This window comes from Stenotrophomonas maltophilia group sp. RNC7 (genome assembly GCF_030910085.1).
GTDB classification, from domain to species: domain Bacteria; phylum Pseudomonadota; class Gammaproteobacteria; order Xanthomonadales; family Xanthomonadaceae; genus Stenotrophomonas; species Stenotrophomonas sepilia.
Genome location: NZ_JAVFVN010000291.1, coordinates 38872 through 63485, shown reverse-complemented (window position 1 = coordinate 63485; position 24614 = coordinate 38872). Strand labels below are relative to the sequence as shown.

Annotated in this window: 25 protein-coding genes; 12 read left to right on the top strand and 13 right to left on the bottom strand. The window is 66.5% G+C overall.

The window, feature by feature from the left end; all coding sequences use genetic code 11:
- Positions 1–58 precede the first annotated feature (58 nt).
- From RCF13_RS04510 to RCF13_RS04485, 6 genes are all read right to left on the bottom strand, one after another.
- A complete protein-coding gene (locus RCF13_RS04510; RefSeq protein WP_134969316.1) occupies positions 59–619 on the bottom strand; it encodes an NAD(P)H-dependent oxidoreductase in 561 nt (186 codons plus the stop codon).
- Between the two features lie 66 nt (positions 620–685).
- A complete protein-coding gene (gene asnB / locus RCF13_RS04505; RefSeq protein ID WP_231352200.1) occupies positions 686–2629 on the bottom strand; it encodes an asparagine synthase (glutamine-hydrolyzing) in 1944 nt (647 codons plus the stop codon).
- A gap of 3 nt (positions 2630–2632) precedes the next feature.
- The gene (locus RCF13_RS04500) at positions 2633–4912 is read right to left on the bottom strand and encodes a transketolase C-terminal domain-containing protein (RefSeq protein WP_231352201.1); all 2280 of its coding nucleotides are present in this window, start codon (positions 4910–4912) and stop codon (positions 2633–2635) included.
- A 61-nt stretch (positions 4913–4973) separates the two neighbouring features.
- Positions 4974–5630: a glutathione S-transferase family protein gene (locus RCF13_RS04495; protein WP_111177393.1), complete on the bottom strand. Its 657-nt coding sequence runs from the start codon at positions 5628–5630 to the stop codon at positions 4974–4976.
- 155 nt (positions 5631–5785) lie between these two features.
- A complete protein-coding gene (locus tag RCF13_RS04490; RefSeq protein ID WP_061477983.1) occupies positions 5786–6334 on the bottom strand; it encodes a GNAT family N-acetyltransferase in 549 nt (182 codons plus the stop codon).
- Between the two features lie 126 nt (positions 6335–6460).
- Positions 6461–7303, bottom strand: a complete 843-nt coding sequence (locus RCF13_RS04485) for a glycine zipper 2TM domain-containing protein (protein WP_061478099.1) — start codon at positions 7301–7303, stop codon at positions 6461–6463.
- 163 nt (positions 7304–7466) lie between these two features.
- Between RCF13_RS04485 and RCF13_RS04480 the strand changes: the two genes are divergently transcribed.
- The gene (locus tag RCF13_RS04480; protein WP_005417541.1) at positions 7467–7682 is read left to right on the top strand and encodes a DUF6116 family protein; all 216 of its coding nucleotides are present in this window, start codon (positions 7467–7469) and stop codon (positions 7680–7682) included.
- Positions 7679–8452 carry a TatD family hydrolase gene (locus RCF13_RS04475; RefSeq protein WP_134968881.1) on the top strand — a complete coding sequence of 258 codons (774 nt, stop codon included), beginning with the start codon at positions 7679–7681 and terminating at the stop codon, positions 8450–8452. Before RCF13_RS04480 ends, RCF13_RS04475 begins: the two co-directional genes overlap by 4 nt.
- Before the next feature lie 76 nt (positions 8453–8528).
- Here the strand turns inward: RCF13_RS04475 and RCF13_RS04470 are convergent, their stop codons facing one another.
- Positions 8529–9356 (bottom strand): tRNA threonylcarbamoyladenosine dehydratase, encoded by an 828-nt coding sequence (locus RCF13_RS04470; RefSeq protein ID WP_005417543.1) that lies wholly within the window; start codon positions 9354–9356, stop codon positions 8529–8531.
- A 79-nt stretch (positions 9357–9435) separates the two neighbouring features.
- On the opposite strand from RCF13_RS04470, the gene RCF13_RS04465 reads away from it, so the two are divergent.
- A complete protein-coding gene (locus tag RCF13_RS04465) occupies positions 9436–9870 on the top strand; it encodes a cytochrome c (protein ID WP_134968882.1) in 435 nt (144 codons plus the stop codon).
- Positions 9871–10006: 136 nt separating this feature from the next.
- Positions 10007–10501 (top strand): glycine zipper 2TM domain-containing protein, encoded by a 495-nt coding sequence (locus tag RCF13_RS04460; RefSeq protein ID WP_005417545.1) that lies wholly within the window; start codon positions 10007–10009, stop codon positions 10499–10501.
- Between the two features lie 72 nt (positions 10502–10573).
- On the opposite strand, the gene RCF13_RS04455 is transcribed toward RCF13_RS04460, so the two are convergent.
- Positions 10574–10783 carry a cold-shock protein gene (locus tag RCF13_RS04455; protein ID WP_005417546.1) on the bottom strand — a complete coding sequence of 70 codons (210 nt, stop codon included), beginning with the start codon at positions 10781–10783 and terminating at the stop codon, positions 10574–10576.
- Between the two features lie 235 nt (positions 10784–11018).
- Between RCF13_RS04455 and RCF13_RS04450 the strand changes: the two genes are divergently transcribed.
- The 3 genes from RCF13_RS04450 to arsC all read left to right on the top strand — a co-directional run bounded on the left by RCF13_RS04450 (position 11019) and on the right by arsC (position 13118).
- Positions 11019–11504, top strand: a complete 486-nt coding sequence (locus RCF13_RS04450; RefSeq protein ID WP_032958895.1) for a DUF456 domain-containing protein — start codon at positions 11019–11021, stop codon at positions 11502–11504.
- Positions 11505–11622: 118 nt separating this feature from the next.
- Entirely contained in the window at positions 11623–12777 is a 1155-nt protein-coding gene (locus RCF13_RS04445) for a phospholipase A (protein WP_061477987.1), read from the top strand.
- Positions 12777–13118 carry an arsenate reductase (glutaredoxin) gene (gene arsC / locus RCF13_RS04440; protein WP_061477988.1) on the top strand — a complete coding sequence of 114 codons (342 nt, stop codon included), beginning with the start codon at positions 12777–12779 and terminating at the stop codon, positions 13116–13118. The genes RCF13_RS04445 and arsC overlap by 1 nt, the downstream gene beginning before the upstream one ends.
- 73 nt (positions 13119–13191) lie before the next feature.
- On the opposite strand, the gene RCF13_RS04435 is transcribed toward arsC, so the two are convergent.
- From RCF13_RS04435 to RCF13_RS04425, 3 genes are all read right to left on the bottom strand, one after another.
- Positions 13192–13827 (bottom strand): glutathione S-transferase family protein, encoded by a 636-nt coding sequence (locus tag RCF13_RS04435; protein ID WP_061477989.1) that lies wholly within the window; start codon positions 13825–13827, stop codon positions 13192–13194.
- A gap of 58 nt (positions 13828–13885) precedes the next feature.
- Entirely contained in the window at positions 13886–14224 is a 339-nt protein-coding gene (locus RCF13_RS04430) for a hypothetical protein (protein ID WP_005417563.1), read from the bottom strand.
- A gap of 122 nt (positions 14225–14346) precedes the next feature.
- A complete protein-coding gene (locus RCF13_RS04425; RefSeq protein ID WP_005417564.1) occupies positions 14347–15864 on the bottom strand; it encodes a fumarate hydratase in 1518 nt (505 codons plus the stop codon).
- A 146-nt stretch (positions 15865–16010) separates the two neighbouring features.
- Between RCF13_RS04425 and RCF13_RS04420 the strand changes: the two genes are divergently transcribed.
- The 4 genes from RCF13_RS04420 (at position 16011) to RCF13_RS04405 (ending at position 20493) form a co-directional block, all read left to right on the top strand.
- Positions 16011–16907: an RNA polymerase sigma-70 factor gene (locus RCF13_RS04420; protein WP_231352202.1), complete on the top strand. Its 897-nt coding sequence runs from the start codon at positions 16011–16013 to the stop codon at positions 16905–16907.
- A 35-nt stretch (positions 16908–16942) separates the two neighbouring features.
- Positions 16943–17392: a carboxymuconolactone decarboxylase family protein gene (locus RCF13_RS04415; RefSeq protein ID WP_061478100.1), complete on the top strand. Its 450-nt coding sequence runs from the start codon at positions 16943–16945 to the stop codon at positions 17390–17392.
- 369 nt (positions 17393–17761) lie between these two features.
- Complete coding sequence (locus tag RCF13_RS04410; RefSeq protein ID WP_134969186.1) at positions 17762–19633, top strand: ABC transporter ATP-binding protein; 1872 nt, start codon at positions 17762–17764, stop codon at positions 19631–19633.
- An 80-nt stretch (positions 19634–19713) separates the two neighbouring features.
- Complete coding sequence (locus tag RCF13_RS04405) at positions 19714–20493, top strand: ferredoxin--NADP reductase (protein WP_049439380.1); 780 nt, start codon at positions 19714–19716, stop codon at positions 20491–20493.
- A gap of 94 nt (positions 20494–20587) precedes the next feature.
- Here RCF13_RS04405 and RCF13_RS04400 read toward each other — a convergent pair whose 3' ends face one another.
- The gene (locus tag RCF13_RS04400) at positions 20588–21067 is read right to left on the bottom strand and encodes a glutathione peroxidase (RefSeq protein WP_134969187.1); all 480 of its coding nucleotides are present in this window, start codon (positions 21065–21067) and stop codon (positions 20588–20590) included.
- A gap of 130 nt (positions 21068–21197) precedes the next feature.
- Here RCF13_RS04400 and RCF13_RS04395 point away from each other — a divergent pair, with 130 nt between their 5' ends.
- Positions 21198–23366: a M3 family metallopeptidase gene (locus tag RCF13_RS04395; protein WP_134969188.1), complete on the top strand. Its 2169-nt coding sequence runs from the start codon at positions 21198–21200 to the stop codon at positions 23364–23366.
- A gap of 127 nt (positions 23367–23493) precedes the next feature.
- On the opposite strand, the gene cfa is transcribed toward RCF13_RS04395, so the two are convergent.
- Positions 23494–24609, bottom strand: coding sequence for a cyclopropane fatty acyl phospholipid synthase (gene cfa, locus RCF13_RS04390; protein WP_061477996.1), 1116 nt, complete (start codon positions 24607–24609; stop codon positions 23494–23496).
- Positions 24610–24614 lie beyond the last annotated feature (5 nt).

Below are 24614 nucleotides of genomic sequence, written 5' to 3'. Positions count from 1 at the left end.
CAGATCAACGCTCGGGGTCGGATCCCCTTCGACGCAGGGGACTCTGACCCCGCAGGCGTCAATCGCCCTTGACGTGCACTGCGATCAACGCCAGGAACCGGTCCACGTAACCCTGCAGGAACTTCTGCGTGCCTTCGTTGTGGATCGTGCCGTCGGCATCGATCAGGCCGTCCTTGAAGTGGATGAATGCCTCGGGCTGGCCCAGCACATGCATGTCCAGGAAGGCCAGGCAGTTGCGCAGGTGCTGCTGGGCCACGGCGGTACCGATCTGGCCGATGGAGGCGCCGATCACCGCCGCCGGCTTGCCGGCAAACGCACTGTCACCGTACGGGCGCGATCCGATATCGATGGCGTTCTTGAGCACGCCAGGCACCGACCGGTTGTACTCGGGTGTCACGAACAGCACCGCGTCGGCGGCGCGCACCTGGTCCTTCAGCCGGGTGCCCTGCGGCGGATAATCGGCGTCGAAATCCTGGTCGTACAACGGCAGATCGCCGATCTGCACGTACTGGAAGCGCGCGCGATCACCGGCGAGCTTCTCCAGCGCATGGGCCAGCTTGCGGTTGCAGGAATCCCTGCGCAGGCTGCCAACGAACACGGCGATGGTGGGGACGGACATCGGGACATACTCCTCACGGTGCGGGAGGCCCAGCCTAGTCGCCAGGCCCGTGCCATCCGGTGAAGATCAGCCGCCGGTCACGCCGGTCCGCGCCTGCCGCCAATGCGCCTGCCAGGCCTGGAACATCAGCACGTTCCACAGGTGGGTATGCCACTTGCGCTGCCCCCCCAGGAACTGCTGCCACAGCGGCTGCACCGCCGCCGCCGACAGCACGCCCTCACGCTCCAGCCGCGCCGGCTGCAGCAAGTCCTCTGCCCAGGGTCGCAGGTCGCCCTTCAACCAGTCACTGACCGGTGCGCCGAAGCCGCGCTTGGGACGGTGCACCATTGAATGCGGCACGTAACGGCCCAGCACGCGCTTGAGCAGCACCTTGCTGGTCGTCTCACTGCGCTTGAAGCCCAGCGGCAGCGACCAGGCGAACTCGGCCACGCGCCAGTCCAGCAATGGCGCGCGCGCCTCCAGGCTGACCGCCATCGAGGTCCGGTCGACCTTGCACAACAGGTCATCGGGCAGGTAGGTCACGAAATCGGCCAGCATCATCGCGTCGGCCGGTGTCCCCGCGCCGTGCAGCGGATCGGCCAGGTCGTAGAAGCTGCCGGCGGCCTGCGCGCCGGGCACCGCCGCGGCAGGATCGCGCCAGCGCGAGATGCGGTTGCGGTAGACGTCGCCGATGCCACGTGCGCCGGTCTCGGCCAGCAGCGCCGCCAGGCCACCGGTCCGCGAGGCCTCGCCCTGCTGCTGCGAGCGTGCGCCCATCCAGCGCCGCAGCGGCCCCGGCACGCGTTCGAGCATCTGCCAGTTGCGCAGCGCGCGTACATACCGGGTGTAGCCGAAGAACAGCTCGTCGCCACCGTCGCCGGACAGCGCGACGGTCACGCCCTGCCGCGCCAGCCGTGCGACCAGCGCGGTCGGCACCTGCGACGCATCGGCAAAAGGCTCATCGAACATCGCCGGCAACTGCGGCACCACGGCCAGCGCGTCGGCGCCACTGACGTACAACTCGGTGTGATCACAGCCGAGGTGAGCCGCCAGCTCCCTGGCCAGCGGTGCTTCGTCATGTCCCGAGTCGGTGAAGCCGATACTGAAACTATGCACCGGCTGTCCGCTCTGCGCCTGCATCAGCGCCGCCACCAGCGATGAGTCCGTGCCGCCGGACAGGAATACGCCGACCGGCACGTCGGCCACCATGCGCAGCGCCACCGCATCACGCAGCAGCGTGTCCAGCTGTTCCTCGGCCTCTTCGATGCGGCCCTGGAACGGGGCGGCCAACGCCGCCTGCATGCGTGCGCGCGCATCCCAGTACGGGCGCTGTGCCTGCTCCGGGCGGTGTGCCGCGGCGCCTGCGGCCACAGCCGCTGCATCCAGCCGCAGCACCCGGCCCGGCATCAGCTTGTAGCAGCGCTGGTGGATGCTGTGCGGCGCCGGGATGTAATCCAGCCGCAGCAGCAAGGTGAGCGCATCGCGGTCGATGTCGTTGTCGAACGCCGGGTGTTGCCAGAGCGCCTTCAGTTCCGAACCGAACACCAGCGTGTCGCCGGCCCAGCCGTAGTACAGCGGCTTCTTGCCGACGCGGTCGCGGGCCAGCCACAGGCAACGATCCTGGCGGTCCCACAGCGCGATGGCGAACATGCCGTTGCAGCGCTGCAGGGTATCTTCCACGCCCCACTGCAGGATCGCCGCCAGCAGTACTTCGGTGTCGGAATGGCCGCGGAAGGTGTGCCCCAGCGGCTCCAGCTGTTCACGCAGAGCCGCGAAATTGTAGACCTCGCCGTTGTAGGCCATCACGTAGCGGCCGTCCGCCGAGGCCATCGGCTGGTGGCCCAGCGGGGACAGATCAAGGATGCTCAGGCGCCGATGCGCCAGCGCGATGCCCGCCTCGGCATCGACCCAGCTGCCGCCATCATCCGGCCCGCGATGGTGCAGCGCCTGGCCCATGGCCAGCGCCTGCGCCTGCAGCGCCTCGGCCGACGCCAGCGGCGCCGGCAACAACATTCCCGCCAATCCACACATGCATCAGGGTTCCTGCGCCAGGTCGAGGGCGGCGCCAATCACCGCATTGTCGCTTGGAAGCCCGAACATTGCTGCCCCTGCCAGTGGCGTGTAGGTGTCGGCGCCACAGACGCGGCGCAGCGGCAGGTGACCAAAGCCGGCCTCGACCAGCGCCGTGACCACGCCCTCACCCACTCCGCCGCTGTGGCGGCCTTCGTCCAGCACCAGCACCCGCCGCGCGCTCGCGGCCTGGGCCGCGATGAAGCCGGCATCCAACGGTACCAGCCAGCGCAGGTCGACCACCCGCACCTGCCAGCCCAGCTGCTGCTCGATCGCCCGCGCCGCGCGCAACGCCATCGGCACGCCATTGCCATAGGTGTAGATCACCAGGTCTCCGGCCTCCGGTGCATAGACCCGGCCCTCGCCCAGCACCAGCGCCCGGCCCTGTGCCGGGTAGTCGAACAGCCACTGGCCATCCCCCGCTTCGTGCAGGTCCTTGCTCATGTACAGCGCGATCGGCTCCAGGAACACCGCCACGCGCCCATCCACCCGCGCCAGTGCAGCCAGCGTGCGCAGCATCATCACCGCATCGTCGCCGCGCGAGGGGCAGCCGACCACCAGCCCGGGGATGTCGCGCAACGCGGTGATCGAGTTGTCGTTGTGGAAGTGCCCGCCGAAACCCTTCTGGTAGCCCAGCCCGGCCACCCGCACCAGCATCGGGTTGCGGTACTGGTCGTTGGAGAAGAACTGCAGCGAACAGGCTTCACCACGCAGCTGGTCGATGGCGTTGTGCAGGTAGGCCAGGTACTGGATCTCCGGAACCGGCAGCATGCCCAGGTTGGCCAGGCCCTGCGCCATGCCCAGGATCATGGTTTCATCCAGCAGCGTGTTGAACACCCGGCGTGGGCCGAAGCGGCGCAGCAGATCCTTGGTGACGGTGTACACACCGCCCTTCTGAGCCACGTCCTCGCCGAACAGCAGGCTCTGCGGATACTTCGCAAGCAGTTCCTGCAGGCCGTGGTTGATCTGGATCGCGAGATGCCGTGGCGCCTGTCGTTCCGGCAAGGCCTCGGCACCGCCATAGAGTGCCTCGCGCGCTTCGTCGGCGACCTCGCGCCGGGCTTCGGCCTGCACCGCCGCGGGCGTATAGGGTGCCAATGGCGCCATGACCTCCTGCAGCGACTGCAGCTTCGCGCGGCCTTCGGCATCGGCAGCGGCGGCCATGCAGCGCGCGCGCATCGTCTCGTAGGCCACTTCGATGGCGGCTGCATCCATCCAGCCCGATTCCAGCGCGATCTGCGCCGAGCGCAACAGCGGATCCTGCGCCTCGGCCGCGCACAATTCCGGCAATGCACGCCATTCCACCTCGAAGTCGGTGCCGGCGTGGCCCATCAGGCGCGTGGTGCGCAGATGCAGGAAGGTCGGTCGCCGCGTCCGCCGGCAGTGGTCCACTGCGGCCTGCACCTGGGCGTGCCCGGTGGCCAGGTCGAGGCCATCGGCAAGGAAATAGTCCAGCCCCGGCTGGTGGCTGAAACGCTCGGCAATCCAGCCGTCCGGCGTCTTCACCGAGATGCCCAGCCCGTTGTCCTCGCAGACGAACAGGATTGGCGCCGGCAGTTTCTGGTAGGCGGCCCACATCGCGGTGTTGAATGCGGTCTGCGCAGTGGCATGATTGGCCGAGGCGTCGCCAAACGAGCACAGCACGATGCTGTCGGCCGGAATGGGAAGCGCATGGCCCAGCCGCTTGCCGCTCTCGATGGCCAGCGCGGTGCCCAGCGCTTTCGGCAGGTGCGAGGCGATGGTCGAGGTCTGCGGCAATACCCACAATGGCTTGCTGCCCCACACCTTGTGCCGGCCGCCACTGGCCGGATCATCGGCGCTGGCCGCGAATGAAAGCGCCGCATCGCGCAACGGGTCGATGCCCGGCACCTGGCGCGAGCGCTCGAGCATGAAGGCGCCGGAGCGATAGTGCAGGAATGCGGGGTCGGTATGCCGGCAGGCCCGCGCCAGCAGCGCGTTGCCTTCATGGCCGGACGACCCGATGGTATAGAAGACCTTGTTCTGCACGCGCAATACGCGCGCCATCAGGTCCAGCTGGCGGCTGGCCAGCTGCGAATCGAACAGCTCACCGAAGGCCGCAGCGCTGAGCGTGCTGCCCGGCAGGATCGGCGCGTCCGGCGCAGGACGTGCGCGCGGTGTGCCTCGCCAGCCACGCACCGCGTCGAGGAAATTGGCGTCGCACACTTCGGCGCGGTTGAGCACGCGCATGCGCGCAGGAATCGGATCTGGAACCACAGCAAACATCGAACACCCTCCGTGTCGTTGTTGCGTTCCACCCGGCAGCGCCGGGCGCTATCCTGTGGGATCAGGCGGCCTCGAAGCGCGCGCGCACCTCGGCGGTCACCGCTGGCATCGCCACGAAGCGCGGCTGCGCACGCACGCGCTGCAGCCAGGCGCGCACTTCCGGGAAGGGCGCCAGGCTGATGCCGCCTTCGCCTGCCACGTCGGTATAGGCGAACAGCGCAATGTCGGCGATGCCGTATGCGCTGCCGGTGAACCACTGCGCTTCGCGCAGGTGCTGCTCCATCACGGCCAGCGCGGTGGCGGCACGCTCGTGCAGGCGTGGCAGTTCAGAACGGCGCGGTGAATCGGGCGGTGTCCAGCCGCGGATGAAGCGCGCTACCGCCACGCATGGCTCGTGCGTGTACTGCTCGAAGAACATCCAGCTCAATGCCTGCGCGCGTTCCCAACCGTCGGTAGGCAGGTAGGGCGTCCCTTCGGCCAACCAGAACAGGATCGCATTGGATTCAGTCAACACGCGGCCATCGTCGCGGACGATCAACGGCACCTTGGCGTTGGGATTGAGCGCAAGGAACTCGGCGGTGTGGGTCTGGCCATGGGCACTGTCCACTTCCACCCAGCGGTAGCGGCTGCCGAGCTGCTCCAGCAGCAGGCGGACCTTGTGGCAATTGCCGGACACCGACATGCCATGCACCGTCAACGGGACGCGCTCTTCCACCATTGCCTGATTCCTCGGATCCGGCCGGCGGCCAGCTGCACGCAGTCTGGCAAGCCCGCCGGTGAATGCCAAGCGCGGATGCAGCATGCGGACAATCTGTAGAGCCGAGCCCATGCTCGGCTGCTGTGCGCCAGATGCAGCCGAGCATGGGCTCGGCTCTACAACGGCGAACGGCGCTGCCGCCACTGTTCGCGCGACTGGCCCCAGATCTGCATCGGCTTGTCGTTGTACGGCGGTGGCAATTCACCCATGCGCAGCAGCGTGCTGCCGAGCTTGCGCGCGACCGCCCTCGAGTTGTCGTTGTTCTCGGCGATGGTGTGGATCACCTCGTCCCAGCCCAGCGTGTCGAACGCCCAGTCGATGGCGGCAACCGCCGCTTCCGGTGCATAGCCCCGGCCCCAGCTGGCATGCCGAATACCCCAACCGACCTCGGTCCCAGGCCAGTCCTGCGGCTGCCACGGTCCCATCCGGCCGATCCAGTCACCGCTGGATTTCTCGATCACGCTGAACATCGAGAAGCCGAACAGCTGCCAGGCGCCGGCCAGGCTGCAGAAGCCGCGCCATGCCACCGAGGGCGGTTGAACACCCCCCAGGGTGCGCATCGTTTCCTCGTCGGCACAGAATGCCAGGTACGGTTCGTAGTCCTCGCGCAGCAGCGGGCGCAGGATCAGCCGCTCGGTTTCCAGGCGCAGGTCGAAGATGCTCATGCCGACTCCTTGTCGAAGGGGGGCATCCATCATGGTCGATTCCCTTTCCCCACGGATGAATGCCCGTGCGCACAACGAAACGGGCCGGCATGAGCCGGCCCGTCGGGTGCAGCAGGGTGTTCTGGATTACTGGCGCGTGGCCGCAGTGGCGCCGGCAGCAGCGGTCTGCGTGACCAGCTGGCCATCGACCACCGGCAGGCGATCGCTGGCCGGCTTGTTGTCCATGCGCACGGTCTTCTCGGCGCCATCATAGCGATAGGTCACGTTGTAGCCCTTCACCACATCATTGGTACCCATGGCGATGCGGCTGCCCGGCTTGCTGGCCATGCGCATGGTGCCGGTGGTCCCGTCTTCGTTGCGATAGGTCACGTTGTAACCGGTGACGCGGCTCGACTCGGACGTTGCGGTTTCGGTGTGGCACTGGCGCTCGGTACGATTGACCACGCGACCACCCACATGGCGCTTGTCGATCTGGTTGCCGATGAAGCCACCGGCCACCGCACCGGCTGCGGTCGCGGCCTTCTTGCCGTTGCCGCCACCGACCTGGTTGCCGAGCAGGCCACCCACCACCGCGCCGACCACGGTACCGCCGACGTTGCCATCACGCTCCGGCAGGCGCTCCTGCACCGTCACGTCCTGGCAGACCTCGTGCGGGGTCTGGGTGGTGGAGGTCTCGCGCACCGGATCGGTGCCGATCACGGTGGCATAGGCCTTCTGCTTCTCGGTGATCGGGTCGACCTTCAGCACATCGGCATATTCCAGCCCGCGCGGCGCCGACGGGTCGAGCTTGTCACCACGTACGCCATCGTCGGTGGCGTTGCCATCGACCAGGCGCGACTCGCCATTGGGGGTTGCGGCGCTGATGGAGTCGGGCGATTTGTCGCCACTCTTCATGAAGGCGGCGGTGGCGATGCCACCCACCAGCAGCGCGCCCGCTGCGACCAGGACAGTTGTAGTTGTGCTTTTCATGACCTGCTCCTTGCGGACCATCCGCAACGTTCTCGGGACAGATTGCAGCATGCGCTGCCTGAACGGAATCTCCACATTTCCTGCTCATTCCTGTAACCCATTCAGCATCAGGAAATGCAGGGCCCGTGGTAGCGTTTGCATATTCCCCACGAGGATCCCCGCCATGGCCAACCCGATGCTGCTGCCAGTACTGCAGTGGGCGCGCCGGCTGCGCTACCCCACCCTGTTCAAGCTCACCGCCGGCCTGTTCGTGCTGACGCTGTTCATCCCGGACCCGATCCCGTTCATCGATGAGCTGGTGCTGGGCTTCGGCACGCTGCTGCTGGCCAACTGGAAGAGCCGCAACGCCACCACGCCACCGCCGCTGGAACAGCGTTGAGCGTGCTGGTCGACAGCCACTGTCATCTCGACGCGAGCGCGTTCGACCCTGACCGTGCCGCGGTGATCGAGCGGGCGCAGGCCGTGGGTGTGCGCCAACAGGTGGTGCCAGCGGTCACCGCTGCCAGCTGGCCGAAACTGCGCGAGGTCTGCCAGCAGGCGCCCGGGCTGTACCCGGCCTTCGGCCTGCACCCGATGTTCCTGGCCGATCACCAGCCTGGGCACCTGCCACTGCTGCGCCAGTGGATCGAGCGCGAACGCCCCTGCGCGATCGGCGAATGCGGCCTCGACTTCTTCGTCGAAGGACTGGATGCCGAGGCTCAACAGGCGTATTTCATCGGCCAGCTGGAACTGGCCCGAGAATTCAATCTGCCGGTGATCGTGCACGCGCGACGCGCGGTGGATGCGGTGATCGCCGCGATCCGTCGCGTCGGCGGCCTGCGCGGCGTGGTGCACAGTTTTTCCGGCAGCCCCGAACAGGCCGCGCAACTGCACAGGCACGGCTTCCTGCTGGGTCTTGGTGGTCCGCTGACCTACGAGCGGGCGCAGCGCCTGCAACGGCTGGTACGCGGGATGCCGCTGGAGCAGCTGCTGCTGGAAACCGACGCGCCCGACCAGCCCGACGCAGGGGTCCGCGGCCAGCGCAACGAACCGGCACGGTTGGCAACCATTGCCCGGCACGTGGCCGCGCTGCGCGGAATGGAGCTCGAGGCCCTGGCACAGGCCACGACAGAGAATGCACGGCGGCTGTTCGCGCTGCCGGCAACGTAAAGGCGGGGGCCAACCTTGGCCGGCACGCTGTAACGACCGCGACGAACCCGATGCCGGCCAGCGGCCGGCACTACCGTCACGCGTCGGCGTAGGCCTCGGTCACCTCGGTTTTCGCCTTCTTCGGCTCCAGCAGCATCTCCAGCGCCTTGCCCACCGCCGCAAAGGCGAACGCGCCGGTGATGTGGGTCGCCGCGCCCAGACCGGCACCGCAGTCCAGCTTCAACGCCGCATCGGCACCCAGGTTCGGACGAATGCCGCAGACGCTGCCATCGGCCTGCGGGTACTTCACATTCTCCAGCGAATACACCGCCGGCACGCCGAAATAGCGCTTGGCGTTCTTCGGGAAGTTGAACTCGCTGCGCAGCTTCTTGCGGATCAGCGCCAGCATGGCGTCGTGCTCGGTGCGCGAGACATCGCGGATACGTACCAGGGTCGGGTCGGTGCGGCCACCGGCAGCGCCGACGGTCAGCAGCGGCAGCTTGCGGCGACGGCACCAGGCGATCGTCTCGACCTTGACCCGGAAGCTGTCGCAGGCGTCGATCACCAGATCGAACCCGCGGTCCAGCAGCTCAGCCATGTTGGACATCGTCAGGAATGCCTGCACGGCGTCGACGTCGATCCCCGGGTTGATCGCACGGCAGCGCTCGGCCATCGCCTCGGCCTTGTTGCGCCCGTAATTGCCTTCCATCGCCGGCAGCTGCCGGTTGGTGTTGGACACGCAGATGTCGTCGGCATCGATCAGGGTCAGATGACCGACCGCCGAACGGGCCAGCGCCTCCACCACCCACGAGCCGACGCCGCCCATGCCGACCACCGCCACGCGACTGCCCTGCAGGCGCTCGAGCGCACCCACGCCATACAGCCGTTCGATGCCGGCGAAGCGTTGTTTGACCTGTTCGTTCATCGGGCTATTTTAACGTGCAGGTGCCAGCGCCCAAAGCACGTCGGCGTCGAACCCACCGTTGCACGCCTGGAGAGCCCGCATGAACGCCAGCCCGCCCCGCCGCCTGTCCCCTGCCCATCGCTACCTGTTCGTACTGTGCCTGGGCCTGCTGATCGGCTTGGTCGCCACGGTAATGGTGGGCCGCGCCCTGCAGGCGCGTCGCGACCCGTTCCCGGACAGCCTGATGCAGGTGATGCAGCGGCAGTCGCAGCTGCTGCAGCAGGCTCAGCAGCAGAACCGCTGCAGCCTGGCCGACAGCGTGCCGCGGCTGCAGGCACTACGCCTGTTGTCCAATGACCTGGACCTGGCGTTCCCCGGGCTGAAGGACAGCACGCAGTTCCAGCAGCACGCCAGCCGACTTCGCGGCAACCTCAACACGGCGCTGGCCGCACCGCCAGGCGACTGCAGGGCCTCGGCCCAGCTCGTGGAAACGCTGCAGGCCGATTGCCGGGCCTGCCACCAGGATTTCCGCTGAGGCGCGTTCATCCTGCAGCCGGGCATCAGGTGCTTGGTTGGCGCGTTGTTCACGTTCGAAGGGAGAGGATTCGTCCACCCTGCTGCATGACGCAGTACCACCCAACATACCCGCCTTCACGGCCAGGAGACGCCCCATGAAGATCCAGCTCATCGCCGCCAGCGCCATCGCTACCCTCGCGCTGGCCGGTTGTGCCACCTCGCCCGGTTACAGTGGCGGTGGTTACAACAACGGCTACAACAACGGCGGCTACGGCAACAACGGCGGCTACAACCAGGGCCGCTGCGCGGACTGTGGCATCGTCACCCGCATCAACACCGTGCCCTCGGGCCGCACCGCGCCCAGTGCGACCGGCGCGATCCTCGGCGGCATCGTCGGCGCCGTGGCCGGCCATGAAATCTCCGACCACACCGGTGGCAGCCGTGGCAACAAGAACATTGCCGCCGCTGCAGGCGCGGTCGGTGGCGCCCTGGCCGGCAATCAGATCCAGAAGAATGTGACCAGCGATACCTACGACATCAGCGTGCGCATGGATGATGGCCGCACCATCGTGGTCAACCAGCGCGACCTGGGTGGCATCCGTGAGAACACCTATGTGCGCGTGGTCAACGGCAAGGTCATCCTGCGCTGACCTGCAGCGGGCCAAAGGCCAAGAAAAAGGCCCGCTTGCGCGGGCCTTTTTCGTGCCGGAGGACGGCAGGTGTTACATCGGCTGGACCTTGTCAGCCTGCAGGCCCTTCTGGCCCTGCACGACTTCAAAGCTCACACTCTGGCCTTCCTTGAGGCTCTTGAAGCCCTGGGTCTCGATGGCGCGGAAGTGCACGAACACGTCCTCGCCATTCTGGCGGCTGATGAAGCCGAAGCCCTTCGCATCATTGAACCACTTTACGGTACCGGTCTCGCGATCAGCCATCTCACTAACTCCCTTTGACTCTCTCTTGTTGTTGGAAACGCCTGGTGGGCGGCTGACAAGCAAGGGGGAAGCGAGGTGCATCGATGCAGCGGATCGGGAAGATCTTGCTTCATCAGGCCACGATCCACGGTGACCTTGCCAAGCTCAGCGACTGCAACTTAACCCGGCCAAAACGAAAAAGCAACTGGCAAAATCTTTCACTGTCAACCCCAAAACGGACTCCATACGGGACAGCATGGGACTCTCATTCATCTTGTATCTGCTAGCGGTCATTTTTGTCCTGATAGGCATCGCCGGCATCATCCTGCCGGCCCTCCCGGGCATCCCGCTGGTGTTCATCGGACTGCTGCTGGCCGCCTGGGCCGACGGCTTCGCCCACGTCGGCTGGCCCACCCTGGTCGCGCTCGGGGTACTGACCCTGCTTTCGCTGCTGGTGGACGTGCTGGCCACGGTTGTCGGCGCGCAGCGTGTCGGCGCCAGCCGCAAGGCGCTGTGGGGAACCTTCGTCGGCAGCATCGTCGGCCTGTTCTTCATGCCCATCGGCCTGTTCGCGGGTCCGCTGGTCGGTGCCCTGCTCGGCGAGTACTGGCACACCCGCGAACTCGGCCGCTCGACCAAGGTCGGCCTGGCCACCTGGCTCGGCATCCTGCTTGGCCTGGCACTGAAACTGGCGGTTGTGATCGCGATGCTGGGCCTGTTCGCGTTCGCCTGGTTCTTCTGAGCCACCTGGCCTTCACGCCACGCGCACGCTGTGACCCTGCATAAACCGTGGGGCTGGCCGCGATCCGGCACAGCCGCCACACTGTGTGATTCCCGAATTCATCGAAGGGCCTGCTGCAATGACCCTCCCCACGCTGTTTCCCCGTCTGGCGCCGCTGGCGCTTGCCCTGGCCAGTGCACCGCTGGCTGCGCAGGAGTTCGCGCCTACCGCCGATGCCTCACCGGCCGCCTGCGCGGCAATTACCACCGACGCGGCCCGGCTGGCCTGCTATGACCGCCTGTTCGGGCATACCCCGGAGGCTACCGCCGCCGCTGATGCTGCCGCTGAAGCGGCTGCGCAGGCCCGCCGCGAAGAACGGCAGACCGCGCGCGTGAGCCAGGGCGAGGAAAAGCTGCGCGAGCGGGTGAGCGACCTGTTCCGCCCGGCAACGCCGGACAGCGCGCTGGCCAACGCCGGCCGCGGTTCGCTGCTGGACAGCCGCTGGGAACTGGCCGAGGACTCCAAGCTGGGGCCGTTCCAACTGCGCGCCTACAAGCCGGTGTACCTGCTGCCCGCCTTCTGGACCAGCGATCGCAACACCATGCCGCACTCGCCGAACCCGGCCAACAGCGTGACCACCCCGCAGGTACTCGACAGTGCCGAGCTGAAGTTCCAGATCAGCTTCAAGACCAAGATCGTCGAGAACCTGTTCGGCGACAACGGCGACATCTGGGCCGGCTACACCCAGAGTTCGCGCTGGCAGGCCTACAACAGCGAGGATTCGCGCCCGTTCCGCGAAACCAATTACGAGCCGGAAGTGATGATGGTGTTCCGCAACGGCTACTCGATCGGTGGCTGGCGCGGGCGCATGACCGGTATCGCGCTGAACCACCAGTCCAATGGCCGCGCCGACCCGCTGTCACGCAGCTGGAACCGGGTCATGCTCAACATCGGCCTGGACCGCGAGAACTGGGCGCTGGTGCTGCGTCCCTGGTACCGCATTCCCGAAAGCCGCAGCGAAGACAACAATCCGGACATCGAGGATTACATGGGTCGCGGCGACGCCACCCTGACCTGGAACCGCAATGGGCATGAGGTCTCGCTGATGGCGCGCCATTCACTGCGCACCGGAAGCCGTTCGCACGGTGCGCTGCAGCTGGACTACGGCTTCCCCATCAGCAACCTGCTGCGTGGCCATGTGCAGGTCTTCGACGGCTACGGCGAAAGCCTGATCGACTACAACCACAAGGCCACCTATGTGGGTGTGGGCGTGTCTCTGCTGGAGTGGTTCTGATGGACGTGACGATCTGGCACAACCCGGCCTGCAGCAACTCGCGCGGCGCACTGAAGCTGATCCGCGATGCGGGCTTCGAGCCGGTGGTGATCGACTACCTGGGCAACCCGCCGGACGCAGCCACGCTGCGCCAGGTACTGGCCGAATCCCGGCTGCACGCACAGGAACTGGTACGCAGCAAGGAGGCGCTGTTCGCCGAACTGGGCCTGGACGGCGCCGACGACGCCACGCTGCTGGCGGCGATGAGCGAACACCCCCGTTTGATCAATCGCCCCGTGGTGCGCACGGCCAAGGGCACGCGGCTGTGCCGCCCACCGGAAACAGTGCTGGAGATCCTGTAACCCGAAAAAGGGGACGGAGGGAATTAAGTCGTATGTGCACAAACGACTTAATTCCCTCCGTCCCCTTTTTTGGTTACCGCCAGTCGGTGATGCCTTCGCGGCGGTAGACCTCGGCGAACGCCGGGCGCGCCTTCATCGAGGTGGCATGCGCCTTCAGCACTGGCCAGGTGTCGCTGGGCCTGGGCATGTTGCGCGACCAGCGCATCAGCATCACCAGCATGTAGTCGACCACGCAGGGCGTGGCGCCCAGCAGGTACGGGCCGTGCGCCTGCAGGTGAGCGGCAACGTGCTGCCAGGCCGCTTCGAGCCGCTGACGCGCCCTCTCGCGGCTGGCCTCGACGTTCGCCTCGCCGGCCATTTCATGCGGATAGAACCAGGCCCGATAGGCCGGCTGCAGCGTATTGGCACACCAGAACATCCAGCGGTAGGCATCGCCTCGCTGCGGCGTGCCCGGCACCGGGAGCAGGCCGGCCTCCGGGTGGCGATCGGCCAGGTACAGGGCGATGGCCGCCGCTTCGGTCAGTACCAGGCCATCGATCAACAGTGTCGGCACCACACCGGCCGGATTGAGCGCCAGGTACTGCGCCGACTTGTGCTCGCGCGCGTCGAAATCCAGCAGCACCAGTTCATGCTCGATGCCGAGCTCGATCAGCAGCCAGTGCACGACCAGCGCGGCGGTACTGGTCGAACCATACAGCGTGGTGCTCATGCGGAAGATCCTGTGCAGGTGGATCAGCCGATTATGCGCCCACGCGCACGATCGTTGCTCAGCCGCAGCTGCTCATGCAGGAATCCCGGCGCTCGCCACAGGACATCATCGGCGCGCGCATCGCGCAGTCGTGCGTCTTCAGTTCGCAGGCTCGGCGCAGGTCCGGATTGTCCACGTCCTTGCAGCGCTTGTCCGGCGCCGGCACCACCTGCTGCTCGCAGTTGCTCTGGCGGCTGCCGAGGGAGTCATTCTGCGCCATGCAGCTGCGATAGCCGGCCTGGCACTGCACGCGGCATTGCGCCGATGCGGGGAAATCCGCGCCTTCGTACGACGCCGGGGTGCTGCAACCGGCCAGGGCCAGCAGCACGCCTACCACGATGAATCGATGCAGGGCCATGGACACGTCCTGTGCGAGGGTGTTCCGACCGTAGCAGAACAACCGCTACCGGAACATCAATATTTTTGCCCATACAACAACGGCGCCACAGGAGCGCCGTTGTCTGGTCCGGGATGGAAGGCTTACTCCACAACCACCGGAATCTTGCCGATGCGGGCCTGCCATTCGCGCGGGCCGGTCTTGTGCACCGATTCGCCGGTGGAATCCACCGCCACGGTCACGGGCATGTCCTGCACGGTGAACTCGTAGATCGCCTCCATGCCCAGGTCGGCGAAACCAACCACCTTGGCCGCCTTGATGGCCTTGGACACGAGGTAGGCCGAACCACCAACGGCCATCAGGTAGGCCGACTTGTGCTTCCTGATCGCCTCGATGGCGGCCGGGCCGCGCTCGGCCTTGCCGACCATGCCCAGCAGGCCGGTCTGTGCCAGTACCTGCTCGGTGAACTTGTCCATGCGGGTCGCCGTGGTCGGGCCGGCCGGGCCCACCACTTCGTCGCGCACCGGATCGACCGGGCCGACGTAATAGATGAAGCGGCCCTTCAGGTCGACCGGCAGTTCCTCGCCCTTGTTGAGCATGTCGACCATGCGCTTGTGCGCGGCATCGCGGCCGGTCAGCAGCTTGCCGTTGAGCAGCAGGGTCTGGCCCGGCTTCCAGCTGGCCACATCTTCCGGGGTGATCGTGTCCAGGTCCACCCGGGTGCCCTTGGACGCGTCATAGGTCAGCTTCGGCCAGTCTTCCAGCGACGGCGGGTCCAGCATTACCGGGCCACTACCATCCAGGGTGAAGTGCGCATGGCGGGTGGCGGCGCAGTTCGGGATCATCGCCACCGGCAGGTTGGCCGCATGGGTCGGATAGTCGTTGATCTTGATGTCCAGCACAGTGGTCAGGCCGCCCAGGCCCTGCGCGCCGATGCCCAGCGCATTGACCTTCTCATACAGCTCCAGGCGCAGCTCCTCGATGCGGTTGGAGGCACCACGGGCCTGCAGCTCGGTGATGTCGATCGGTTCCATCAGCGCCTCCTTGGCCAGCAGCATCGCCTTCTCGGCGGTGCCACCGATGCCGATGCCGAGCATGCCCGGCGGGCACCAGCCGGCGCCCATGGTCGGCACGGTCTTCAGCACCCAGTCGACGATGGAGTCGGACGGGTTGAGCATGGCGAACTTGGTCTTCGCTTCCGAACCACCGCCCTTGGCGGCAACGATGACGTCGACCTTGTTGCCCGGCACCACCTTGACGTTGACCACGCCCGGGGTGTTGTCCTTGGTATTGATCCGCTTGCCGGCCGGATCAGCCAGCACCGAGGCGCGCAGCTTGTTGTCCGGATGCATGTAGGCGCGGCGAACGCCCTCATTGGCCATGTCTTCCACGCCCATGGTGGCGTCATCCCAACGCACGTCCATGCCGATTTCCAGGAACACGGTGACGATGCCGGTGTCCTGGCAGATCGGACGGTGGCCTTCGGCGCACATCCGCGAATTGATCAGGATCTGGGCCATCGCTTCCTTCGCGGCCGGCGACTCCTCGCGCTCGTACGCGGCGGCGAGGTTCTTGATGTAGTCGACCGGGTGGTAGTACGAGATGTACTGCAGCGCGTCGGCGATGGACTGGATGAGGTCTTCCTGCTTGATCGATGTCACGGCTTGCTCGCTTGCTCGAGGCTGGCGGGGGTAATCCGCCCATTTTACCCCCTCCCCCGGCCCCGGGGTGGTCGTGCTGGCCGCTGGCCGGCAAGATTCCCCCGACGCTCTGTCACGCCACGCGCCACTACGGCGTCCTTGCCCACATGAACGCCGAAACCGTTTTCCAGACCCACCGCCCGCGCCTGATGGCGCTGGCCTACCGCCTGCTCGGCAGCCGCGCCGACGCCGAAGACGTGGTCCAGGACGCCTGGCTGCGCTGGTCCGGCGCCGATCCTGCCAGCGTCCGCGATGCAGAGGCCTGGCTGGTCACCACCACCACCCGGCTCGGCCTGGACCGCCTGCGAGCGGCCAAGCGCGAGCGCGCGCACTATGTCGGCCCATGGCTGGCCGAACCGCTGGCGGTCACCCTGGAGCCGGACCCGGCGCCCGGTCCGGCCCAGCTGCATGCGCTGGCCGACGATGTCTCGGTGGCCTTCCTGACCTTGCTCGAACAACTCGGCCCCGAAGAACGCGCCGCCTTCCTGCTGAAGGAGGCCTTCGACCACGACTATCGCGAGATCGCCGAGCTGATCGGTCACAGCGAGGCCAACTGCCGGCAGCTGGTGCACCGCGCCCGGCAGCGCCTGCAGGCCGGACGGCCGCGCTTCAACGCCGATGCCATCCAGCACCGGCAGTTGCTGAAGCGCTTCATGGATGCCTCGCAGCGCGGCGACAGCGAGGCGATCCAGGCCCTGCTGCACGCCAACGCGCAACTGGTCTCCGACGGCGGCGGCGTGGTTACCGCCGCGATCCGCCCGCTGCTGGGCGCCGAGCGCATCGGCCGCCTGTTCTGGGCCATCGCCCGCCGCGGCGCGGTGCATCCGGCGCAGCTGGGCTACGTCAACGGCGAACCGGCGATCCTGCGCTTCCAGAGCGACCGCCTGCACTCGGTCACCACCATCGAAGTGGTCGATGGCCGCATCGCCAACGTGTACAGCGTGCTGAATCCAGAAAAATTGCCGAAGGTTGTCACGCACCGCAACGCTGCGGCGTCCTTGTGATGAAGGCGGCCATCGTGGCCGCCGTGGAGCCCACGATGTCCGATCACACCTCCCCCCGCGTCCCCTACACCCGTCTGGCCGCCGAGGCCTTCAAGGGCCTGCTGGCCACCAGCCAGGCGGTGCATGACAGCTCGATCGACCCGACCCTGATGGAACTGGTGTTCCTGCGCGTGTCGCAGCTCAACGGCTGCGGCTACTGCATGGACATGCACGGCACGGCGCTGCGTAAGGGCGGCATCGAGCCGCGCAAGCTGGACACCCTGCCCGCCTGGCACGAAAGCCGCTTCTTCGACGCGCGCGAACGCGCGGCACTGGGCTGGGCCGAGGCGCTGACCCGGCTGACCGAGGGTGCGCCGTCGCAGGCGGCGTTCGATGCATTGGCGCCGCACTTCGATGCGAAGGGCATCAGTGACCTGAGCATGGGCATTGCGGTGATCAATGCCTGGAACCGGCTGGGTGCGGGGCTGCTGCCGCCGCTGCCGTAAAAGGGTCCTGTTGGCCGGGCTGCCGCCCGGCACCCGCAGAGGCCAGAGCAACAGCTGGAGCAACGGCAAAAGCTGGCTCTTCTGCGGGTTGGCAGGGTGGGTCAGGTCACAGGGGACGCTGCAAGTACGTCCATGTAAGCTCGGTCGCCGCATCCATGCGGCTCACGCCCCTGCGACCTGACCCACCCCGCCTTCGATAGTTCACTGGAGCTGCTGGTAGGTGTCGACCTCGGTCGACACGGTAGATCCACGCCATGCGTGGATGCGGGAGGGTCAGATCCCTTTGTGTGGCAAAGGGATCTGACCCCGGTGCCGGCCACACGGCTGCACTGACCCCCTCTGCACGTAGCAGGCGCGCACAATACGCGCATGCCTGCTTCCGCCACCGCTGGCGCTGCCGCCGCGAAGAAACCCAGCCTGCGCCAGCGCTTCAGGGCGATGCGCAATCTGCCCCCTTTCCTGCGCATGGTCTGGAAGACCAGTCCGGCGCTCACCCTGGCCAGCCTGGGGCTGCGCCTGATCCGTGCCCTGCTGCCGGTGGCGATGCTGTACGTCGGCAAGCTGATCATCGACAGCGCCCTGCACCTGAGCCAGCACGATGCCGGCTTCCCGCCGCTGGGCGAGGCGCTGTCCAGCGGCCTGCTCAATCCACTGCTGGGCCTGCTGGCACTGGAATTCGGCCTGGCCATCGCCTCGGACCTGCTCGGCCGACTGGTCAGCTACGCCGACGCTCTGCTTTCCGAACTGTTCGCCAACGCCACCAGCATCCGCCTGATGGAACACGCCGCGACGCTGGACCTGGAGGATTTCGAAGACCCGGACCTGCAGGACAAGCTGGACCGTGCGCGCCGCCAGACCATGGGCAGGATGAACCTGATGAGCCAGCTGTTCGGCCAGGTGCAGGACGCGATCACCGTGGCCAGCCTCGCCGTCGGCCTGCTGGTCTACGCGCCGTGGCTGATCCTGCTGCTGGCGCTGGCACTGGTGCCGGCCTTCATTGGCGAATCGCACTTCAACGCGGCCGGCTACAGCCTCAACTTCCAGTGGACGCCCGAGCGCCGCCAGCTCGACTACCTGCGCCAGCTGGGCGCCAGCGTGGAAACGGCCAAGGAAGTGAAGATCTACAACCTGCACCGCTTCCTGGTGGAGCGCTACCGGCGCCTGTCGGTGGCATTGTTCCAGGCCAACCGCGCCCTGGCACGGCGCCGCGCGTTCTGGGGCACGCTGCTGGCTGCGCTGGGCACGCTGGGGTATTACACCGCCTACGCCTACATCGCATGGCGCACGGTGCGCGGGGACTTCTCGATCGGCGACCTGACCTTCCTCGCCGGCAGCTTCCTGCGCCTGCGCCAGCTGCTGGAAGGCCTGCTGATCGGCTTCTCGCAGGTGGCCAGCCAGGCGCTGTACCTGGATGACCTGTTCTCGTTCTTCCAGATCCAGCCGGAAATCCACTCGCGCGATGGGGCCGTGCGCGTGTCGCAACCGATCCGCCAGGGCTTCGTATTCGAGAACGTCGGCTTCCGCTACCCCGATGCCGAACAGTGGGCGGTGCGCCATCTGGATTTCCAGCTGCACGCCGGCGAAGTGCTGGCCCTGGTCGGCGAGAACGGTGCCGGCAAGACCACCCTGGTAAAACTGCTGGCACGGCTGTACGAGCCGGACGAAGGCCGCATCCTGCTCGACGGCCGCGACCTGCGCGATTACGACCTGGATGACCTGCGCGCCAACCTCGGGGTGATCTTCCAGGACTTCGTGCGCTACAACCTCAGCGCCGGCGAGAACATCGGCGTCGGCCAGGTCGAGGCGATGGACGACCAGGCACGCATCGCTGACGCGGCGCGACGCGGCATGGCCGAGGAAGTCATCGACGACCTGCCCGGCGGCTACGACCAGCAGATCGGCCGCCGCTTCAAGCAGGGCGTGGACCTGTCCGGTGGCCAATGGCAGAAGATCGCCATTGCCCGCGCATGGATGCGCAATGCGCAGGTGATGATCCTGGATGAGCCAACGGCAGCGCTGGATGCCCGCAGTGAGTTCGAGGTGTTCCAGCGGTTCAGGGAACTGGCGGATAATCGCACCGCAGTACTGATTTCCCACCGCTTTTCCTCGGTACGCATGGCCGACCGCATCCTGGTGCTGGCCGATGGCCGGATCGAGGCCAGCGGCACCCATGCGCAGCTGATGGCGCAGGGCGGCCGCTATGCCGAGCTGTTCGAGCTGCAGGCGGCGGGTTACCGCTGAGAACGCCTCTCGTTCCGCCCAATGAGAACTTGTCTCATTTGAGATAGAATCACCCCCGACGACTTTCGATAGATACGCCCATGTCCTCCGCTTTCGGCGCCGAAACGGTGCTTGAGGTCCGTCACTGGACCGATGCCTACTTCAGCTTCACCACCACCCGCGACAGCGGTTTCCGCTTCGAGAACGGCCAGTTCGTGATGATCGGCCTGGAAACCGAGGCGCGACCGCTGCTGCGCGCCTATTCCATTGCCAGTGCCAACTGGGAAGAACAGCTGGAGTTCTTCAGCATCAAGGTGCAGGACGGCCCGCTGACCTCGCGCCTGCAGCACATCAAGCCGGGCGACAAGGTACTGGTCGGCAAGAAGCCCACCGGCACCCTGCTGATCAGCGACCTGCATCCCGGCAGGAACCTGTACCTGCTGGGCACCGGCACCGGCCTGGCGCCGTGGCTGTCGGTCATCAAGGACCCGGAAACCTACGAGCGCTTCGAGAAGGTGATCCTCTGCCACGGCGTGCGCTACGAGAAGGACCTGGCCTATCGCGATTACTTCGAGAAGGAACTGCGTGAGCACGAGTTCCTCGGCGAAATGATCGGCGACAAGCTGCTGTACTACCCGGCCGTCACCCGCGAGCCGTTCGCCAACCAGGGCCGCCTGACCCAGCTGATGGAGAGCGGCGAGATGCAGCGCACCCTCGGCCTGCCGGAACTGAGCCCGGAAAACGACCGCGCGATGATCTGCGGCAGCCCGCAGATGCTGGCCGACCTTCGCACCGTGCTCGATGCCCGGGGTTTCCAGGTTTCGCCGCGCATCGGCCAACCGGGCCACTACGTGTTCGAACGCGCGTTCGTCGAGAAATAACCCATCGCATCTGTAGAGCCGAGCCCGCGCTCGGCTTGCGCGCGGCGCGCGCTCTCGGAGTCAGCCGGAAAAGCAGCCGAGCGTGGGCTCGGCTCTACAGCAGCGCTTCGATCGCGCTGCGCAACTGCTCCGGCCGGGTGGTGGGCGCATGCCGCGACACCACCTGCCCCTGGCGATCGACCAGGAACTTGCTGAAATTCCACTTGATGCGGGCACTGCCGAGCAGGCCACGCTTTTCGTGCGTCATCCAGGCCCACAACGGATCAGCGCCCTCGCCGTTGACCTCGATCTTCTCCGACAGCGGAAAGCTGACCGGGTAATCCAGCGAACAGAACTGGCGGATCTGCACCGCGTCCCCCGGCTCCTGCGCGCCGAACTGGTTGCACGGGAAGCCGATCACTACCAGGCCGCGTTCGCGGTAGTCCTGCCACAGCTGTTCCAGCCCGGTGTACTGCGGGGTGAACCCACAGCGGCTGGCGACGTTCACCAGCAGCAACGGGTGGCCCTGATAACGGGCCAGCGCCTGTGGATGGCCGTCGAGGTCACGGAAGCTGAAATCGTAGGCGGTGGTCATGGTGGCGGGCCGTGGGCGGTAAATGCATGGTACCCGCGCCCGGACCCGGCAACATGCCTTTTGACACAAGTGCGGGCGCCGCCGGCCGGGTTACCCTCGGGCCCTTGTTTGCCTTACCGGAGTTCCTGCCTTGACCACCCGCCTTGCCCTTGCCGTGGCCATGTCCCTCGGCCTTGCCCTGCCCGCCTTCTCGGCCGGCGCCGCCACCCCGGCTGCCAGCACCCATGCCCAGCAGGCCAATCCGTTCTTCGCCGAAAGCCCGCTGCCCCTGCATTATCCGCAGTTCGACAGGATCAAGGACAGCGACTTCGCCCCGGCCTTCGACGCCGGCATGGCGCAGCAGCTGAAGGAAGTGGAAGCGATCGCCAACAACAAGGCCAAGCCGACCTTCGACAACACCATCATCGCCCTGGAAAAGAGCGGTGACATCCTCGACCGCGCGACCACCGTGTTCTTCAGCCTGGTCGGCGCCGATACCAATGACACCCGCAAGAAGCTGCAGGCCGACTACTCGGCGAAGTTCGCCGCGCACAGCGATGCGATCGCGCTGAACGGCAAGCTGTTCGCCCGCATCCAGGCGCTGTACGACACCCGCGGCCAGCTGGGCCTGGACGCCGAAGGCGTGCGCCTGGTCGAGAAGTACTACGACAACTACGTGCGCGCAGGCGCCAAGCTGTCCGACGCCGACAAGGCCAAGCTGAAGGAGATGAACGCCGAGCTGGCCAACCTGGGGACCAGGTTCAGCCAGAACGTGCAGTCGGAAGTGAACGCTTCGGCGATCACCGTCGACGACGTCAAGGAGCTGGACGGCCTGTCCAAGGAGCAGATCGCCGCCGCCGCCGAAGCTGCCAAGGCCCGCGGACAGGACGGCAAGTACGTGATCACCCTGCTCAACACCACCGGCCAGCCGCCGCTGACCAACCTGGCCAACCGCGCCCTGCGCCAGAAGATCTACGAAGCGTCGGTCAGCCGCGGCAGCCGCGGCGGTGAGTTCGACAACACCGCGCTGGTTTCGCGCATCATGCAGCTGCGTGCCGACAAGGCCAAGCTGATGGGCTTCCCGAACTTCGCCGCCTACAACCTGACCAACCAGACCGCCAAGACGCCGGAAGCGGTCAACGCGATGCTGGGCAAGCTGGCTCCGGCCGCCGTGGCCAACGCCAAGCGCGAAGCTGCCGACCTGCAGGCGATGATCGACCAGGAACAGAAGGCGGCCGGCAAGCCGACGTTCAAGCTGGAACCGTGGGACTGGGCCTTCTACAGCGAGAAGGTGCGCCAGGCCAAGTACAACTTCGACGAGTCGCAGCTGAAGCCGTACTTCGAAATGAAGAACGTGCTGGAGAACGGCGTGTTCCATGCCGCCAACCTGGAATTCGGCCTGACCTTCAAGCAGCGCACCGACCTGCCGGTCTATCACGATGACGTCACCGTCTACGACGTGTTCGATGCCGACGGCAGCCAGCTGGCGATCTTCATCTTCGACCCGTATGCACGCGCCTCCAAGCGCGGTGGCGCATGGATGAACTCCTACGTCTCGCAGTCCAAGCTGACCGGCTTCAAGCCGGTGGTCGCCAACCACCTGAACATCCCGAAGCCGCCGGCCGGCCAGCCGACCCTGCTGACCTGGGATGAGGTGAACACCACCTTCCACGAGTTCGGCCACGCCCTGCACGGCATGTTCTCCAACGTGAAGTACCCGTACTTCTCGGGTACCTCGGTGCCGCGTGACTTCGTCGAGTTCCCCTCGCAGGTCAACGAGATGTGGGCTGACAACCCGGTCATCCTGAAGAACTACGCCAAGCACTACCAGAACGGTTCGGCGATGCCGCAGGCGCTGCTGGACAAGGTGCTGGCGGCGGCCAAGTTCAATCAGGGCTTCGCCACCACCGAGTACCTGGGTGCGGCCATGCTTGACCAGCGCTGGCACCAGATCGGCGCCGACCAGGTGCCGGCGGCCAAGGACGTGATGGCCTTCGAGCGCGCCGCGCTGGAGAAGGACGGCATCTACTACGCGCCGGTTCCGCCGCGTTACAAGACCCCGTACTTCAGCCACATCATGGGCGGCTATTCGGCCGGCTACTACGCCTACATCTGGTCGGAAGTGCTCGACGCCAACACCCAGAAGTGGTTCAAGGACAATGGCGGCCTGAGCCGCAAGAACGGCGACCACTTCCGCGCCACCCTGCTGTCCAAGGGCGGCAGCGTCGACGCGATGCAGCTGTTCCGCGATTTCGCCGGCCACGAGCCGCAGATCGAACCGCTGCTGGAAAAGCGTGGCCTGACCGGCGCCGGCAACTGATCGCCTGCGCGCTAGCGTGAAACGAAAGCCGCCCGGGAGACCGGGCGGTTTTTTTGTTGTGGTTGGGGTCAGAGCCCTTTTCTGTGAAAAGGGATCTGACCCCGGGTTCTCCGACCCCGCGCTGGCTTCATCGTGGCGCCACGTATCCGCCCGGCACGCCTTCCGGCGATAGCACCAGCTGCCACAGCTGCGCGTGCCGGCAGCGGAAGGTGGCCATCGACCCGGCCAGGTAGAAGCGCCACATGCGGCGGAAGTGCTCGTCATAGCGCGCATCCAGCCGTGGCCACGCTGCTTCCACGTTGCGCCGCCATGCCTGCAGGGTCAGGTCGTAGTCGGTGCCGAAGTTGTGCCAGTCTTCCAGCACGAAACGGCCTTCGAACGCCCGGGTGATCTGCGCCGCCGACGGCAGCATCGAGTTGGGAAAGATGTAGCGCGCGATCCACGGATCGGTGCGATGCCGGGAGATGTTGGTGCCGATGGTGTGCAACAGCAGCAGGCCGCGCGGCGACAGGCAACGCTTGGCCACCTCGAAGAAGCCCGCGTAGTTCTTGTCACCGACGTGCTCGAACATGCCGATCGAGAAAATCGCATCGAACGGTTCGTCCAGCTCGCGGTAGTCCTGCAATCGGATCTCGATCGGCAGGCCCGCGCACAGGTTCCGCGCGAACTCGGCCTGCTCCTGCGAAATCGTCACGCCGACGCCACTCACACCGTAGCGCTCAGCGGCGAACTTCAGCGCTTCGCCCCAACCGCAGCCAATGTCCAGCACGCGCTGGCCCGGGCGCAGGCCCAGCTTTCGGCAGACCAGGTCGAGCTTGGCTTCCTGTGCGGCGTCGAGATCATCGGCGTTGCGCCAATAGCCGCAGCTGTAGACCAGGCGCTGGCCCAGCATGGCCTGGTAGAGATCGTTGCCCAGGTCGTAATGACGGCGCCCGACCTCGTAGCTGCCCTGCCCCGCCTGCAGGTTGAACAGGCGCGCCTTCAGCGCATCGGCCACTTCGCGCCAGCCGTGCACCCGTTCATCCAGGTGCGCCTGCATCAGGTGGGCGAGGAATTCATCCAGAACGTTCGCATCCCACCACCCTTCCATGTAGCTCTCGCCCAGGCCGAGCGAGCCTTGGCCCATGACCCGCGCGAAGAAGCGCGGGTCATGCACCTGGATGTCCTGTGGCTGGGTACCGCCGATGCGGACCCCGGCTTCGTGGAGCAGGCCGGCGACCCGCTCCTGCAACCCTGTATCCACGTCAC

What these genes read in the sequence shown, in the direction of transcription:
- RCF13_RS04510 (WP_134969316.1), bottom strand. Translation starts at nt 619, where the DNA reads ATGTCCGTCCCCACCATCGCCGTGTTCGTTGGCAGCCTGCGCAGGGAT.
- asnB (WP_231352200.1), bottom strand. Translation starts at nt 2,629, where the DNA reads ATGTGTGGATTGGCGGGAATGTTGTTGCCGGCGCCGCTGGCGTCGGCC.
- RCF13_RS04500 (WP_231352201.1), bottom strand. Translation starts at nt 4,912, where the DNA reads ATGTTTGCTGTGGTTCCAGATCCGATTCCTGCGCGCATGCGCGTGCTC.
- RCF13_RS04495 (WP_111177393.1), bottom strand. Translation starts at nt 5,630, where the DNA reads ATGGTGGAAGAGCGCGTCCCGTTGACGGTGCATGGCATGTCGGTGTCC.
- RCF13_RS04490 (WP_061477983.1), bottom strand. Translation starts at nt 6,334, where the DNA reads ATGAGCATCTTCGACCTGCGCCTGGAAACCGAGCGGCTGATCCTGCGC.
- RCF13_RS04485 (WP_061478099.1), bottom strand. Translation starts at nt 7,303, where the DNA reads ATGAAAAGCACAACTACAACTGTCCTGGTCGCAGCGGGCGCGCTGCTG.
- RCF13_RS04480 (WP_005417541.1), top strand. Translation starts at nt 7,467, where the DNA reads ATGGCCAACCCGATGCTGCTGCCAGTACTGCAGTGGGCGCGCCGGCTG.
- RCF13_RS04470 (WP_005417543.1), bottom strand. Translation starts at nt 9,356, where the DNA reads ATGAACGAACAGGTCAAACAACGCTTCGCCGGCATCGAACGGCTGTAT.
- RCF13_RS04465 (WP_134968882.1), top strand. Translation starts at nt 9,436, where the DNA reads ATGAACGCCAGCCCGCCCCGCCGCCTGTCCCCTGCCCATCGCTACCTG.
- RCF13_RS04460 (WP_005417545.1), top strand. Translation starts at nt 10,007, where the DNA reads ATGAAGATCCAGCTCATCGCCGCCAGCGCCATCGCTACCCTCGCGCTG.
- RCF13_RS04455 (WP_005417546.1), bottom strand. Translation starts at nt 10,783, where the DNA reads ATGGCTGATCGCGAGACCGGTACCGTAAAGTGGTTCAATGATGCGAAG.
- RCF13_RS04450 (WP_032958895.1), top strand. Translation starts at nt 11,019, where the DNA reads ATGGGACTCTCATTCATCTTGTATCTGCTAGCGGTCATTTTTGTCCTG.
- RCF13_RS04445 (WP_061477987.1), top strand. Translation starts at nt 11,623, where the DNA reads ATGACCCTCCCCACGCTGTTTCCCCGTCTGGCGCCGCTGGCGCTTGCC.
- arsC (WP_061477988.1), top strand. Translation starts at nt 12,777, where the DNA reads ATGGACGTGACGATCTGGCACAACCCGGCCTGCAGCAACTCGCGCGGC.
- RCF13_RS04435 (WP_061477989.1), bottom strand. Translation starts at nt 13,827, where the DNA reads ATGAGCACCACGCTGTATGGTTCGACCAGTACCGCCGCGCTGGTCGTG.
- RCF13_RS04430 (WP_005417563.1), bottom strand. Translation starts at nt 14,224, where the DNA reads ATGGCCCTGCATCGATTCATCGTGGTAGGCGTGCTGCTGGCCCTGGCC.
- RCF13_RS04420 (WP_231352202.1), top strand. Translation starts at nt 16,011, where the DNA reads ATGAACGCCGAAACCGTTTTCCAGACCCACCGCCCGCGCCTGATGGCG.
- RCF13_RS04415 (WP_061478100.1), top strand. Translation starts at nt 16,943, where the DNA reads ATGTCCGATCACACCTCCCCCCGCGTCCCCTACACCCGTCTGGCCGCC.
- RCF13_RS04410 (WP_134969186.1), top strand. Translation starts at nt 17,762, where the DNA reads ATGCCTGCTTCCGCCACCGCTGGCGCTGCCGCCGCGAAGAAACCCAGC.
- RCF13_RS04405 (WP_049439380.1), top strand. Translation starts at nt 19,714, where the DNA reads ATGTCCTCCGCTTTCGGCGCCGAAACGGTGCTTGAGGTCCGTCACTGG.
- RCF13_RS04400 (WP_134969187.1), bottom strand. Translation starts at nt 21,067, where the DNA reads ATGACCACCGCCTACGATTTCAGCTTCCGTGACCTCGACGGCCATCCA.